The following is an 11642-nucleotide window of genomic DNA, read 5'->3' as shown; positions in this document are numbered from 1 at the left end:
GCTGGAGGGCCGCGTCTTCAGGAGGCAACGTGAGCTTCGTCCGGCTGCTGGGTGTCATGCTCGCCATCGCGGGCGCCGTGTTGCTCTGGTCGGGGCTGAAGGCCCGTGACTCGCTCGCGGAGCGGGCCACGGAGTTGTTCACCGGCCGGAACACGGACCGCACCACGCTGTATCTCGCGGGAGGCGGTGCCGCGCTGGCGGGCGGGCTCCTGATGATGCTTGCGGGCGGAGGCCGACGGCGCCGCTGAGCCAGGCGCCCAGGCTGGCGCGCTCGCGCTAGTCGAAGTGGAGCCGCGACCCACCGGAGAGGTCCCGGTCGACGACGGTGGGCGCGCCGATGATGCGGATGTCCGCGCCGCCCGAGGCTTCGACGCGGAGCGTATCGGAGACCTGCACCTCGGAGGTGCCGCCTCCACTGGATTCCAGCCGTGCGTCGCGCGTCTGGAGGCCCGTGGCGAAGAGCCGGCCACCCCCGGACATCTCGCTGTCCAGGCGGGTGGCCTGACCTTCCAGCGTGGTCTCCGTGCCACCACTGGTCTCCAGCGTCAGGCGCTCCGTCACGAACCCCCGCGCCCGGATGGTGCCACCACCGCTCGCGGTGAGCAGGAAGGCCGGGACGTCGATGCGCCCGCTCAAGTCACTGGCGCCCCCACCCGAGCGCCGAAACGACTTCAACGTCGGCACGGTGATGCGGACGCGAAGGGGATGGACGGACTCCCAATGGCCGACGTCCTCCTCGCGGAAGTAGACCCGGAGCCTCGCTCCAGGCTTGACCTCGGTCCGCAGCAACTCCACGAGGTTGCTGTCACCTTCGACGATGACGCGGGCGGGCTGGTCAGGCTCCACCACGACGGTGGCCTCGACGCCATCCCCTACGTGCACCTCTTCGAAGGCGGGCGTGTCCCGCTCGCTCTCCGTCCTCTGACCATTGCCGTCCACGAAGGGGCCGGTGGAGCACGCCGCAAGGGCCACCGCGAGCAGCGCGGTTCCCACCCATCCTCCTGACTTCGCGATGTGCATCTCTTCACTCCCTGGGTTCCGGACGTCCTCGACGTCGCGACGAAGGGAACACCCGGAAGGCGGAAGTCTGTCACCGGCACCTGGTGAGCGCGGTGGGGGGCTTCGTCGCCGCTTCGTGCCCACGCGTTCAGCAGCGCGGCGTGGCTGAAAGACGAAGGGCCCGGAACCGGCTCGCGGTCCCAGGCCCCTGCGTCCTGTTCAGCAGGCTGACGGTGATTACTTCGCCTCGGCCGCCTGCGCCTTCGCGGCCTTCTGTGCCTCACCGAACTTCTTCGTCATCTCCGCGAACTGCACCTGGTACTCGTCCATGCGCTTCTGGTGCTCCTCGGCGCGGGCGGTCGCCTCGGCGACGATGGCCTTGTCCTTCGCGTTCTCCGTGGCCTCGGACAGCGCCATCTCCTTCTGCTGCCGCTCGAACTCCATCAGCCGGCCCATCACCACGCGCTTGTTGAGGTACGTGTTGGCGGAGTTCGGGTTGATGGCGATGACCTGGTCGTAATAGCTGAGCGACTTCTCCAGGGACTCCTTGATGATGGGCGCACCCATGGAGCGGGCGCCGCCGCGCTGCGCGTAGATCTCCGCGATCCACCCCAGCGACGCCTCGTCCTTCGGCTCCAGCTTGAGGGCCTCGTTGAAGTACTTCTCGGCCTCCTCGGTGGTGCCGCCCGTCATGTACATGCTGGCCAGCGTCCGGTAGAGCTCCGCCTTCTCCGCGGGCTCCGTCTTCATCTCGCCCATCTTCAGGACGGCTTCGGCGGCCTCGTTCATCTGCCCGAGCTGCATGTGGGCGAAGGCCTTCTTCTCCCAGACCTTCTCCTGCTTGGGGTCCGCCTGGAGCGACAGGGCATAGGCCGCGGCGGCCTCCTTGTACTCCTTCTTGCTCAGGTGGTTGGAGCCGGCGATGCGGTGCTTCTTCGCGGTGTCGTCCTCAGCCTTGCAACCCACGGCCATGCCACCCAGCGCGAGCGCGCCGACCACCAGACCGACTTTTCCCAGGCGCTTCATATCTGTGCCTTTCGAGATTCTTGGAGGACCCGCCCTCACGGGTCCTGATTCGGCGCGGAGCATACCTGAACTCGGGCCGCCCGGGCCTGTCGCCCGCACGCCTGCCTCCTGGGAGACGGGCGGGGCGCACACCGGACGTCCGGGTGCGTCATGCCGTCAGCACGAGCTTCACGATTTCAGGAGGGCTGCCCACGCGCATGGGCGGGCCCCAGAAGCCGCAGCCTCGGCTGACGTAGATGCTGGAGTCACCGTGGCCGTACAGCCCGGCGGAGTGCTCCCAGGCCAGGCTGATGAGGAACGTCATGGGCGCGAGCTGGCCGCCGTGGGTGTGCCCTGAAATCTGGAGGTCCACGCCGCGCTCGGCCGCCACCTTGAAGTTCGCCGGCTGGTGGGCCAGCAGCACCGCGGCGCGGTCCGGGTCCCTCCCCGCGAGCGCCTGGTCCAGGTCGTAGCCCTGCTTGTTGCGCCGCCGGCCGCCGCTCCAGTCGTCCACGCCCACCAGGTCCAGGGAGGCCCCCGCGTCGCCGATGCGCACGTGCCGGTTGCGCAGCACCTCGATGCCCAGCGACTCCAGGAACGCGGTCCACGCCTCGTCGCCGGAGTAGTAGTCGTGGTTGCCGGTGACGAAGTAACTGCCGTAGCGGGACTTCAACGCGGCCAGCGCGGAGACATGTCCGCCGAGCGAGGCCACGTCGCCGTCCACCAGGTCGCCGGTGATGGCGAACAGGTCGGGGCGCAGCGCGTTGGCCTGTTGGACCAGCGCGTCCATGTACTTGCGCTGGATGAAGTGGCCCACGTGGATGTCGGTGAGCTGCACGATGCTGAGCCCGTCCAGCGCCCTGGGCAGCTTGGGCACCTTGACCGCCACCTCGGTGACGAGCGGCGGGGAGAAGGCACGCCAGCTCCCGTAGGAGGCCAGCCCGCCGCCCGCGACGAAGGCGCCGCCCGCCACGGCCTGGCCCAGGAAGCGTCGCCGCTCCTCGTCCACGTTGGGGCTGCTGGCGGATGCCGCCGGGGCGGGCAGGGGGGCCTCGGGCCGGGCGGCGGGCCGCAGCCGGCGCGCCAGGGCCGCGAGCCCCCGGCCCACGTCCGTCACGAGCAGGGCGATGACGAGGCAGAGCGCCACGCCCATCCACGTGTACATCGCCATGTTGAGCAGGCCCTCGGCGCTCTCGGGGAGCAGGTCCAGCACGGTGCGCCGGAACCCCAGGACGCCCGTCATCGCGACGAGCACGCCCAGGGCCATCAGGCGGGGCCAGCGGCCCTGCACCAGCGGCCGCACGAGCCGGCGGTACAGGTACAGGTGGCCCAGCAGCGCGCCGAGCCCGATGAGCATCGAAAAGGAGAAGAGTCGCAGCGGCATGGGGGCAGGGTGGGGAAGAAGCCGCAAGGTAACACGGGCCGGCCATCGCGCGTGGGGCAGGGGCGGCGGCTGGCGGACGCGCTCGCGAGGGGGCGGAGCCCCTGATAGAGGCGCGCGTGGCAGTGTCACTCAGGGAGGAGCGCGGACATGGACAAGGTCATCGTCATCACCGGGGCGAGCAGTGGCATCGGCGCGGAGCTGGCGTGGCAGGCGGCCGAGAAGGGGGCCCGGCTGGTGCTGGCCGCGCGCCGGAAGGCGGAGCTCGAAGCGGTGGCCGCGCGGTGCGGGCCCGACGCGCTCGCGGTGGTCACGGACGCGACGCGGCGCGCGGACATGGAGCGGCTCCGCGACGCGGCGCTCGCTCGCTTCGGCCGCATCGACGTCTGGGTGAACAACGCGGGCCGGGGCATCACCCGCTCCGTGGCGGAGCTCACCGACGCGGACCTGGAGGCCATGTGGCGCGACAACGTGAACAGCGCGCTCTACGGCATGCAGGCGGTGCTGCCGCACTTCCAGGCGCGAGACGCGGGGCAGGTGGTGAACGTCTCCAGCACCCTCGGACGGCTGCCCATCGTGCCGCACCGGTCGGCGTACAGCGCAGCGAAGCACGCGCTCAACGCGCTCAGCGCGTGCCTGCGGCAGGAGCTGCGTGAGACGCACCCGGGCATCACCGTGACGGTGGTGATGCCCGGCGTGGTCGCCACGCCTTTCGGAGACAACGCCCTGGGCGGCGGGCCGGACTCACGCGCGTTGCCGGGCGCTCAGCGCGTCGAGGATGCCGCGGAGGTCCTCCTCGACGTCATCGAGCACCCGCGCCCGGAGGTCTATACCCAGGAGTCGACCCAGGCGCAGGTGGAGCGGTACTACCGGGACGTGGGCGCCTTCGAGCGGGGAGGGACCTGACGCCGGCCAGGCGCTCCCGCGGTGACCTCAGAGCGCCCAGGCGCGCCGGGTGTTCACGTCGCTCTTGAATCGGTGGTAGGGGTTGCCCGAGTCCTGCACGACGACGGTCTCGGTGCCGTCGTCGAGGACGACGCTGACCCGGATGTCATTCAGGTTCCAGTTATCACCGGTCTCGAACGGGTTGGATTGGCCGGATTGAAACCGGATCGCGAACTCGTTCATGTTCTTGTAGAGGACGTTCGCGGGCAGCTCCATCTCCACGGTGCGCGTCGAACCGTTGGGCCAGTTCGCGCCGTAGTTCATGTTCTGGCTGACGGAAACGTAGCGTCCATCGAGCGCCGTGTAGCTGAACTCGGCGAAGGCGTTGCTCGCCTGCCGGAGATCGTCGCTGCCCGTGATGATGCGGATACGCAGATGCGTCACCAGCCGATCACCATCCACGGCGTGTGCCTGGCCCGGGGTCATGACGAGCATGGCCAGGGCCAGGGTGGCCGAGAGGGCGGCGACGAAGCGCCTGGAATACGTGTTGGGGGTGCGGGTCGTGTTCATATGGGACGGCTCCCTGCGGGTTTGGAGTCGGGTGTGTGTCATTGGCTCGGTGCGCGAGGCCCGCGAGCCGACAGGCACCCTGCCTTGACGCGCTTCGCGTGAACACTGCCAATCTTCTTGCACTGCCCTGACTCCGCTGGCGTGAGGCATTGCTCCGGGATGGCGAGACACGCGGTGCTCATCCTGGTCGTGGCCCTGTTCCCCGCGGCGGCGTTGGCCGCGCCCCCACCCGAGGGCTATGGCGGTCATCCCGAGGCCCTGCGCGTCCGGCTGGTGACCATTGGCCCCGGCGCGGACCTGCACCAGCGCTTCGGGCACAGCGCGCTGTGGGTCGAGGACACGCGCCTGGGCACGGGGTTCCTCTACAGCTATGGCACCACGTCCATCGGGAATGGCGGGCCGGTTCCCTTCCTCCTGGGGCGGCCGACATTCTGGGCGGCGCGCCTGTCCGTGGAGCGGACCTTCCTGTTGTACCGCGCGCTGGCGCGGTCCATTGGCGTGCAGGAGCTCGCGCTCACGGTTGCGCAGCGCCAGCGGCTCCTGGCGCGGCTGGAGCATGACGTCCTGCCCGCATCAAGGGAGTATGCCTATCACCCGCTCAGGGACAACTGCGCGACGCGGGTGCGGGATGTCCTTGATGAGGCCTTGGGGGGCGCGCTCCGGCAGGCGTTGACTGCGCCGGCGCGAGGCACCCAGCGAGCGCTGCTCCAACCCTATGTTCATTCGCATCCGGTGGCTGAGTGGCTCCTGATGTTATGGCTGAATGACGACGTGGACGCGCCCGCGACCCAGTGGGAGGAGGCCTTCCTGCCTCGGGAGCTCGCGAGGTTGCTCGAGGGCGTGTCCGTCGTGGATGGCTTCGGCGGGCGCACCCTGCTGGTGGCGCGCGAGGGGGCCTCGCCCCCGTCCCCCTCCGTGTCCGTTCCTCCCGGCGCTGGCGGGGCAGGGGGCGTCACCTGGGGGCCTGGCGCTGGAGGCGCGGTTCTCGCCGTCCTCCTCGCGTTCCTGCGCGGGCGTGGCACGCGGCCGGCGTTCCGGATCCTCTTCGGCCTCTATCACGCTGTGTTCGGGCTCACGCTCGGCGCGGCCGGCATGGCGCTGTGTGGCCTGATGGTGTTCTCCAGACTCGACGTCATGCAGCGCAACGAGAACTTGCTGCTGGCCAATCCGCTCGCCTTCGGGCTGCTTCCGTTGGGCGTCCTCATGATGTTTGGCGGCGAGCGCGCGGAGCGCTGGGCGCGCCGATGTGTCTGGCTGCTCGTCGCGGGCTCGGTGCTGGCGGTGGCGCTCAAGCTCTTGCCCGCGTTCGATCAGGACAACCGCGGGCCCATGGCCTTGTTTCTGGTGGCGAACCTCGGGCTGGGACTCGCTCACGCCTGGCGGTTGCGCCGGCCGTCCGTGCCGCCCTTCGCGGTGGGGCCCGCTCCCGGCTTGAAGGGAGGCGCCCGCGGACCTATGCGCTGGTGGGCAGAGTGACTTCGACCTGCGCGCCTCCCTCAGGCGGGTTCCAGGCGTGTAGAGCGCCGCCGCTCGCCTCGACGAGGCCGCTCACCAGGAGCATGCCCAGCCCGGTCCCCTCGGCCTTGGTCGTACCGCCCCGGGGCCGGTGTCCCTCCAACAGCCCCGGCCGGAAGCCGGGTCCGTCGTCACGCACGCTGAGCAGGACGCGGTGCCGCGCGGGCTCTGGCTCCACACGGATGCGAACCGTGCGCGCGCCTTGCTGGCCATCGCCCTCACAGGCGTTCACGCACAGGTTGGTGACCACGTGGGTGAGCCCGCGCGCTCCGCCGACAATCCGGACGCTGAGGTCGTTGGCGGAGGCACGCGTCAGCGCCGCGCCTCCCAACTCGAACCGGACCTGGGGAAACCTCACCTGGACGACCTCCACCGCCTGGCGCAGCGTGGCGCCCATGTTCACCGCCGTCGCATCTTCAATCAGGGTCAGCTCGCCCAGCGCCCGGGTCTTCACGCTTTCGATGAAGCCGCTCAAGTCCCCGAGGTCCTGGACCAGGGCGCTCGCATGGCCTGGCGCACTGGCGTCCAGCGGGTCGCGGTGGAGGAGGTCGGCGCGCAGCCGCGCCGCGGACAGCAGCGTGCGCACGTCGTGGTGCTCGCGCAGCAGCGCGCGCAGGTTGGTGCGCGCGCGCTCGATGTGGGCGCTCGCGGTGCCAGCTTCGAGCACCAGCCGCCGCGCGATACCACAAAGCACCGAAGCCAAGACACCCGCGCTGCCGATGAAGATGAACAGGAGCATCAGCTCCTTCATCCCGTAGGTGGCCTTCCCGGCATTGACGTGGAGGTCGAGCGACGTCAGACCCGCCATCAACAGGAGGTTGGCCGCCGTCCCAATCCAAGCGGCGGCGGGCGACAGCCGGAGCGCGGTGATGAACGCCACCGCGATGGCCGCCGCGGGGTCTGGCATTCGCAGCAAGCCCGTGTAGTGGGGGCCGTGCCAGAGCACGGTGGAGAGGAGGGACACGTGGGCGACCACGGCGTCCAGCACCGTGGACGTCACGAGCAGCCCCGCACCGAAGCGCCGCCGCCGGGCCGCCCACCTCGCTGCCGCTGACACGGCGATGCTGCCCAGCAACAGGGGGAGCTGGAGCCATGCCGCCGCCGCTCCGCCCTCGGCGTGGACTCCGCCCAGCACCAGGAAGCGGGTCAGAATCAGTCCGCAGAAGACAATCCGGACCCCGCTGACCAGCGCCTCGCCCTCATTCGAGGCGTTGAGCAGCACGCGCTGCGCCATCTGCTCGAACGCCAGCGGTCGAGGACTCTCAGGCATCCATGTTAAATTGCCATGGGTGGGGGAGGTCCGACATCTCCTGGTGGTCGAGGACGCCACGCGTCTGGCGCGCGCGATTGAGGCCGCGTTGCGCGCTCGCGTCGAGCGGTGCACCCACGTGACGACGCTCGCTGCGGCGCGTCACGTCCTTCAGCAGGACGCGCCGGACGCCGTCATCCTGGATGTCAGCCTTCCGGATGGGGACAGCACCGAGCTGCTGGCGCCGCTGTGCGCGTTGGAGCCGCTGCCACACGTCATCGCCATCAGCGGGTCAGCGACGGCGGAGCAGGCCTTCCAACTGGCGCAGGGAGGCGTGCGCGCCTTCCTCCCCAAACCGCTCGACCTCGCGCGGCTGGAGGCCGTGTGGCTGGAGACGCTGGCGCGCCCCCCCGACCTGGTCACCGCGCTGCGAGCGAGCGCGGGGCGGGTGCCGTTGCACGGCTTCGAGAGCCTCGTCCGCGATACGCTGGTGGACGAGGCCCTGGCGAAGTCCGCTGGGAGCGTCCGCGGGGCCGCGAAGCTGCTGCACATCTCACGTCAGCTCCTCCAGCACATCCTCGGCGGCCGGAAGTAGACGCCCCGTCAGGTGCGCGCTTCCTGTCCCTCGGAGGCCCTCGCGCTCTTCAGGTCCTCGACGATGGCCCGGCTGAAGTCCTGGAGGTCATCCGGCTTGCGGCTGGTGATCCAGTTCGCGTCGCGCACCACGGCCTCGTCCTTCACCTGGACGTTGGGGATGCGCTTCAGGTCATGCTGAATCGTCGTCCACGCGGTGAGCGTCCGCCCGTCCAGGATGCCCGCGGAGATGAAGAGCTGAGGCCCATGGCACACCGCCGCGATGAGCTTGCCGCGGTCGTCGAACGCCTTCACGAACTGGACGAAGCGCTCGTCGGCCCGGAGGTTGTCGGGGGAGTGGCCGCCGGGGATGAGCAGCATGTCGAAGTCCTGCACCTGGACGTCGTCGATGCCCTTCTCCACGCGGAACGTCTCCTTGCCTTGCTTGCCCTTGACCTCCTCGCCCGCCTTCTTGCCGATGAGGACCACCTCGTGGCCCTCCTTCTTCAGCGTGTCATAGGGAATCCGGAGCTCGGAGTCCTCGAAGCCGTTGCCCACGATGCACGCAATCCGCTTGCCGTCCGCCATGCCTTCTCTCCTCGTGTAGGGCCTGCAAACATCTGCACGCTGTGCAGTGCCCGCCAGGAAGGGGAGGCCCGGCCGGACCTGGGTCCGGGCGCCGTGTCCGCCGCCAGCTCGGCGGACGGGCAGGCGCCCGGCGTCGCGGCCCTGGCTACTCGTAGCGGAGGGATTCGATGGGCGCGAGGCTCGCCGCGCGCCGCGCCGGCCAGATGCCGAAGAAGACCCCCACCGTCGCGGAGAAGGCGATGGCCACGATGATGGCCTCGGGCGCCACCACCACCGTCCACCCGGCCATGCGCTGGAGCATCGCCGCGCCGCCCATGCCCAGCAGCAGGCCCAGCGTGCCGCCCGCCAGGCACAGCACCAGCGACTCCACGAGGAACTGGAGCATGATGTCCATGCCCGTGGCGCCCAGGGCCTTGCGCAGGCCAATCTCGCGCGTGCGCTCCGTCACCGACACCAGCATGATGTTCATGATGCCAATGCCTCCCACCAACAGGGAGATGGCGGCGATGCCGGCCAGCAGCAGGGAGAACGTCTGCGTCGTCTCCTGCATGGTGCTGAGCAGCGAGGCCTGGTCGCGGATGTTGAAGTCCGCGGGCTGCTCCGGCCGCAGCCGGTGCTCGCGCCGGAGCTTCTGGTCGATCTCCGCCATCGCGTCGTCCATGGACGTGTCGCTCACGGCCTGCACGGCGATGGAGCGGATGCGGTCGCTGCCCATGACGCGGAACTGCGCGGTGGACAGGGGGATGTAGAGGCTCTCGTCCGGGTTGTTGAAGCCCTGGGCGCCTTTCTCCGCCAGCACCCCGATGACCTGGAACGGGATGCCGCGGATGCGGATGGACTCGCCCACCAGCGCCGCGGTGTCCGTCAGGCCCAACTGGGCCCCCGCCAGCGCGCCCAGCACCACCACCCGGCGGCGGCCCTTGTCCTCCGCGTCCGTGAAGAGCCGCCCGTCGGTGACCTGCCCCTGGTTGACCTTGAAGTAGTCCGGCCAGGTGCCCACCACGGACAGGTTCGCGTTCTTCGCGCCGTACTCCACCTGGAAGCGCGACTCGATCTCCGGCGCCACGGCCTGGATGTGGCGCGGGTTCTCCCGCAGGGCCTCCGCGTCGTCGATGGTCATCGACGCCTGGGCGCGAATCATGCCGCCAGTGAAGGACTGGCCCGGGCGCACCGTGAGGACGTTGGTGCCCAGCCCCTGGAGCCGCTGCGCCACCGAGCGCTGCGCGCCTTCACCCAGCGCGACCATGGTGATGACCGCCGCGATGCCGATGACGATGCCCAGCATGGTCAGCAGCGAGCGCAGCTTGTTGGCGAGGACCGCATCGAATGCGACCCGGATGATTTCACCCATGACGTGTCCTCCTCCTTCCTTGACGTGGAACTAGCGCGGGCCCCGCGGGCGGCCGCTCGCGCCGGGAATCACGCCGCCCGTCATCTGGCGCATCCGCTCGGTGCGCTGCTGCTGCTGCTGCTGGAGCTTCGCCACCGAGATGAGCACCACCTGCTCGCCTTCCTCCAGGCCGCTCACCACCTCCGTGCTCTCCCAGTCGCTCAGGCCCAGGGTGACGCGCCGGGGCTGCGGCCCCGTGGGGCCCTGCACGAAGACGACGCCCTGCCGCGTGTCCCCCGTGCCCTGGGAGGCCTCGCGCATCCGGCGGCCCGCGCGGCCCGCGCCCGCGCCGCCCTGGCCTTCACCCATGGACTCCGGCCCCCGGGCGGGCACCGCGTCCGCGCCCGGCCCGTTGCCGCTGGCCACCGCGGCGGTGGCGCCCGCGCCTGCTTCACCCACGGCGGACACCGTCGTCGCTCCGGACGGCGCGGCCGGCTGGCTCGGCGCGCCCGGCGGCCGCATCACCGCGCGCATCGTCTCCTCGGACACGCCCACCGCGGCGGCCGCGGTCCGGGCCTCGCGCACCCCCACCACCGCGGTGTTGGGCACGGTGATGGCGTTGCGGCGGCGGGAGATTTCAATGGCCACCTCCGCGTTCATGCCCGGGCGCAGCAGGCCGTTCTTGTTCTCCAGGCGCACCAGCACCGGGAAGAGGGTCACGTTCTGCTCCACCAGCGCCTGCGGTTCGATCTTCACCACCTCACCGATGAAGGTGCGGTCCGGGTAGGCCTCCATGGTGACGCGTGCCGTCTGGCCGGGCTTGATCTGCCCGACGTCCGTCTCGTCCACCTTGGCGCGCACCTGCATCACCGACAGGTCCGCCATCTTGAACAGCGCGGTGCCGCCGGACACGTTGTTGGTGGCGGAGGCGATGATGACGCCCGGCTGGATGGTCCGCTCCAGGATGGTGCCAGGGCTGGGGGCGATGATGGTGACGTCGCGGCTGCGCTCCCGCGCGAGCTGCAGGTTCGTCTCCGCGCGCACCTTCGCCGCCCGCGCCGTGGCGGACGCGTCCACCGCCGTCTCGTACTCCTGCTGCGTCACGTAGCCGTCCTTGCGCAGCGTCTCCATGCGCGCGCGCTGGGCCTCCGTGGTGTTCAGCCGCACCCGCGCGGAGTCCAGGTCGGCCTGGGCCTGCGCCAGCGCGTTCTGCACGTCGCGCGGCTCGATCTCCGCCAGCAGCGTGCCCTTGGCCACGGTGTCACCCGTGTCGAAGTGGACCTTGAGCACCTCGCCAGAGGCCTTGGACTTCACCTCCACCACCCGGAGCGGCTCCACCAGGCCCGCGGACTCCGCCACCACCTCCATATCCCGGCGCTCCGCCACCGCCACCGCGGCCGAGCGCTCCTGCGTCTGGGGCTCCTCGCCGCGCTGGGTGACGTACGCCCCCGCGCCAAGCAGGAGCGCCGCGCTGCCGGAGATGATCCACTTCCTGGTCTTGCTCACGACGACCTCCCGTACCTTGTTCCACGCTGCGCGCGTGGCGA

12 protein-coding genes are annotated in these 11642 nt (G+C 70.4%); 4 read left to right on the top strand and 8 right to left on the bottom strand.

The annotated features are described in order from the left end of the window. The first annotated feature begins 29 nt into the window (after positions 1–29). On the top strand, positions 30–248 hold the full coding sequence (locus tag MYMAC_RS20805; RefSeq protein ID WP_095959339.1) for a DUF3185 family protein: 219 nt from the start codon (positions 30–32) through the stop codon (positions 246–248). Between the two features lie 28 nt (positions 249–276). Here the strand turns inward: MYMAC_RS20805 and MYMAC_RS20800 are convergent, their stop codons facing one another. From MYMAC_RS20800 to MYMAC_RS20790, 3 genes are all read right to left on the bottom strand, one after another. Continuing rightward, complete coding sequence (locus MYMAC_RS20800; protein WP_239988923.1) at positions 277–993, bottom strand: head GIN domain-containing protein; 717 nt, start codon at positions 991–993, stop codon at positions 277–279. Positions 994–1236: 243 nt separating this feature from the next. Next, positions 1237–2025 carry a tetratricopeptide repeat protein gene (locus MYMAC_RS20795; RefSeq protein ID WP_095959337.1) on the bottom strand — a complete coding sequence of 263 codons (789 nt, stop codon included), beginning with the start codon at positions 2023–2025 and terminating at the stop codon, positions 1237–1239. 148 nt (positions 2026–2173) lie between these two features. Then, the gene (locus MYMAC_RS20790; RefSeq protein WP_095959336.1) at positions 2174–3388 is read right to left on the bottom strand and encodes a metallophosphoesterase; all 1215 of its coding nucleotides are present in this window, start codon (positions 3386–3388) and stop codon (positions 2174–2176) included. A gap of 147 nt (positions 3389–3535) precedes the next feature. On the opposite strand from MYMAC_RS20790, the gene MYMAC_RS20785 reads away from it, so the two are divergent. Further along, the gene (locus tag MYMAC_RS20785) at positions 3536–4291 is read left to right on the top strand and encodes an SDR family oxidoreductase (protein WP_095959335.1); all 756 of its coding nucleotides are present in this window, start codon (positions 3536–3538) and stop codon (positions 4289–4291) included. Between the two features lie 27 nt (positions 4292–4318). Here the strand turns inward: MYMAC_RS20785 and MYMAC_RS20780 are convergent, their stop codons facing one another. Next, positions 4319–4840 carry a hypothetical protein gene (locus MYMAC_RS20780; RefSeq protein WP_013940810.1) on the bottom strand — a complete coding sequence of 174 codons (522 nt, stop codon included), beginning with the start codon at positions 4838–4840 and terminating at the stop codon, positions 4319–4321. Positions 4841–4999: 159 nt separating this feature from the next. Here MYMAC_RS20780 and MYMAC_RS20775 point away from each other — a divergent pair, with 159 nt between their 5' ends. After that, positions 5000–6316 carry a lipoprotein N-acyltransferase Lnb domain-containing protein gene (locus tag MYMAC_RS20775; RefSeq protein WP_095959334.1) on the top strand — a complete coding sequence of 439 codons (1317 nt, stop codon included), beginning with the start codon at positions 5000–5002 and terminating at the stop codon, positions 6314–6316. Here MYMAC_RS20775 and MYMAC_RS20770 read toward each other — a convergent pair. Next, positions 6294–7625: a sensor histidine kinase gene (locus MYMAC_RS20770; RefSeq protein WP_095959333.1), complete on the bottom strand. Its 1332-nt coding sequence runs from the start codon at positions 7623–7625 to the stop codon at positions 6294–6296. The two genes, MYMAC_RS20775 and MYMAC_RS20770, sit on opposite strands and share 23 nt — an antisense overlap. Positions 7626–7644: 19 nt before the next feature. Here MYMAC_RS20770 and MYMAC_RS20765 point away from each other — a divergent pair, with 19 nt between their 5' ends. Then, positions 7645–8199 (top strand): response regulator, encoded by a 555-nt coding sequence (locus tag MYMAC_RS20765; RefSeq protein ID WP_238539764.1) that lies wholly within the window; start codon positions 7645–7647, stop codon positions 8197–8199. Between the two features lie 8 nt (positions 8200–8207). Here the strand turns inward: MYMAC_RS20765 and MYMAC_RS20760 are convergent, their stop codons facing one another. The 3 genes from MYMAC_RS20760 to MYMAC_RS20750 form a co-directional block, all read right to left on the bottom strand. Beyond that, positions 8208–8765: a type 1 glutamine amidotransferase domain-containing protein gene (locus tag MYMAC_RS20760; RefSeq protein ID WP_095959332.1), complete on the bottom strand. Its 558-nt coding sequence runs from the start codon at positions 8763–8765 to the stop codon at positions 8208–8210. Between the two features lie 145 nt (positions 8766–8910). Continuing rightward, positions 8911–10116: an ABC transporter permease gene (locus MYMAC_RS20755; RefSeq protein ID WP_013940805.1), complete on the bottom strand. Its 1206-nt coding sequence runs from the start codon at positions 10114–10116 to the stop codon at positions 8911–8913. Positions 10117–10146: 30 nt separating this feature from the next. Beyond that, on the bottom strand, positions 10147–11601 hold the full coding sequence (locus tag MYMAC_RS20750; RefSeq protein ID WP_095959331.1) for an efflux RND transporter periplasmic adaptor subunit: 1455 nt from the start codon (positions 11599–11601) through the stop codon (positions 10147–10149). Between the last annotated feature and the right edge of the window lie 41 nt (positions 11602–11642).

It is taken from the genome of Corallococcus macrosporus DSM 14697, assembly GCF_002305895.1.
GTDB lineage: Bacteria > Myxococcota > Myxococcia > Myxococcales > Myxococcaceae > Myxococcus > Myxococcus macrosporus.
This window is presented reverse-complemented; position numbering and strand designations above follow the sequence as displayed.

What these genes read in the sequence shown, in the direction of transcription:
- MYMAC_RS20795 (WP_095959337.1), bottom strand. Translation starts at nt 2,025, where the DNA reads ATGAAGCGCCTGGGAAAAGTCGGTCTGGTGGTCGGCGCGCTCGCGCTG.
- MYMAC_RS20790 (WP_095959336.1), bottom strand. Translation starts at nt 3,388, where the DNA reads ATGCCGCTGCGACTCTTCTCCTTTTCGATGCTCATCGGGCTCGGCGCG.
- MYMAC_RS20785 (WP_095959335.1), top strand. Translation starts at nt 3,536, where the DNA reads ATGGACAAGGTCATCGTCATCACCGGGGCGAGCAGTGGCATCGGCGCG.
- MYMAC_RS20780 (WP_013940810.1), bottom strand. Translation starts at nt 4,840, where the DNA reads ATGAACACGACCCGCACCCCCAACACGTATTCCAGGCGCTTCGTCGCC.
- MYMAC_RS20775 (WP_095959334.1), top strand. Translation starts at nt 5,000, where the DNA reads ATGGCGAGACACGCGGTGCTCATCCTGGTCGTGGCCCTGTTCCCCGCG.
- MYMAC_RS20770 (WP_095959333.1), bottom strand. Translation starts at nt 7,625, where the DNA reads ATGCCTGAGAGTCCTCGACCGCTGGCGTTCGAGCAGATGGCGCAGCGC.
- MYMAC_RS20760 (WP_095959332.1), bottom strand. Translation starts at nt 8,765, where the DNA reads ATGGCGGACGGCAAGCGGATTGCGTGCATCGTGGGCAACGGCTTCGAG.
- MYMAC_RS20755 (WP_013940805.1), bottom strand. Translation starts at nt 10,116, where the DNA reads ATGGGTGAAATCATCCGGGTCGCATTCGATGCGGTCCTCGCCAACAAG.